The sequence below is a fragment of the Paraburkholderia caffeinitolerans genome (assembly GCF_902859945.1).
Classification (GTDB): Bacteria; Pseudomonadota; Gammaproteobacteria; order Burkholderiales; family Burkholderiaceae; genus Paraburkholderia; species Paraburkholderia caffeinitolerans.
On sequence record NZ_CADIKL010000099.1, the window covers coordinates 1 to 1,682 of the forward strand.

General features: G+C 67.3%; 1 protein-coding gene. It reads left to right on the forward strand.

Features of this window, described 5'->3' with window-relative positions; translation table 11 throughout:
- Positions 1–1,682 (forward strand): urocanate hydratase (gene hutU, locus HV773_RS36400; RefSeq protein ID WP_175198540.1); only part of this gene is annotated, 1,682 nt, incomplete at both ends.

Below are 1,682 nucleotides of genomic sequence, written 5' to 3' on the forward strand. Positions count from 1 at the left end.
ATGAACCATCCGAACTTCACCGATCCCCGCCTCGACCCGAGCCGCACGATCCGCGCGCCGCGCGGCAGCGAGAAGGTGTGCAAGACCTGGCTGGCCGAAGCCGCGTACCGCATGATCCAGAATAATCTGGACCCGGAAGTGGCCGAGCACCCGCACGCGCTGGTGGTGTACGGCGGTATTGGCCGCGCCGCGCGCAACTGGGAATGCTATGACCAGATCCTCGCGTCGCTGAAGGACCTGAACGAAGACGAAACGCTGCTGATCCAGTCGGGCAAGCCGGTGGGCGTGTTCCGCACGCATGCCGACGCGCCGCGCGTGCTGCTCGCGAACTCGAACCTCGTGCCGCACTGGGCCACGTGGGAACACTTCCACGAACTCGACCGCAAGGGCCTGATGATGTACGGCCAGATGACGGCGGGCAGCTGGATCTACATCGGCTCGCAGGGCATCGTGCAGGGCACCTACGAGACGTTCTTCTCGGTGGCGAACCAGCACTTCAAGGGCGACCCGTCGGGCCGCTGGATCCTCACGGGGGGCCTCGGCGGCATGGGCGGCGCACAGCCTCTGGCCGCGACGATGGCGGGCTTCTCGATGATCGCCGTCGAATGCGACGAGACGCGCATCGACTTCCGCCTGAAGACGCGCTACGTGGACCGCAAGGCGACGACGCTGGACGAGGCGCTGGCCATCGTCGAGGAAGCGAAGCAGACGGGCAAGCCGGTGTCGGTGGGTCTCCTGGGCAACGCGGCTGACGTGTTCGCCGAGTGCGTGGCGCGCGGCATCACGCCGGACTGCGTGACGGACCAGACCAGCGCGCACGACCCGATCAACGGCTACCTGCCGCAGGGCTGGAGCGTGGAGCAGTGGCGCGAGGCGCAGAAGGTCGCGCCGGAAAGCATCGTGAAGGTCGCCAAGCAGTCGATGGCGCACCAGGTGAAGGCAATGCTGGCGCTGCAGGAACGCGGCGCGGCGACGCTCGACTACGGCAACAACATCCGCCAGATGGCGCTGGAAATGGGCGTGGAAAACGCGTTCGACTTCCCGGGCTTCGTGCCGGCGTACATCCGTCCGCTGTTCTGCGAGGGCAAGGGCCCGTTCCGCTGGGTGGCGCTCTCGGGCGACCCGGAGGACATCTACAAGACGGACCAGAAGGTCAAGGAACTGATCCCGGACGATCCGCACCTGCACAACTGGCTGGACATGGCGCGCGAGCGCATCGCGTTCCAGGGTCTGCCGGCGCGGATCTGCTGGGTGGGCGTGAAGGATCGCTATCGTCTGGGCCAGGCGTTCAACGAGATGGTGAAGAACGGCGAGCTGAAGGCGCCGATCGTGATTGGCCGCGACCACCTGGACACGGGATCGGTGGCGAGCCCGAACCGCGAGACGGAATCGATGAAGGACGGCTCGGATGCAGTGAGCGACTGGCCGCTGCTGAACGCGCTGCTGAACACGGCGGGTGGTGCGTCGTGGGTGTCGCTGCACCACGGCGGCGGCGTGGGCATGGGCTTCTCGCAGCACTCGGGCGTGGTGATCGTGGCGGACGGCACGCAGGCGGCGCACGAGCGTCTGGGCCGTGTGCTGCTGAACGATCCGGCGACGGGCGTGATGCGTCATGCGGATGCGGGCTACGAGCTTGCGCAGCAGACGGCGCGTGAAGCCGGGCTCAAGCTGCCGATGCTGGG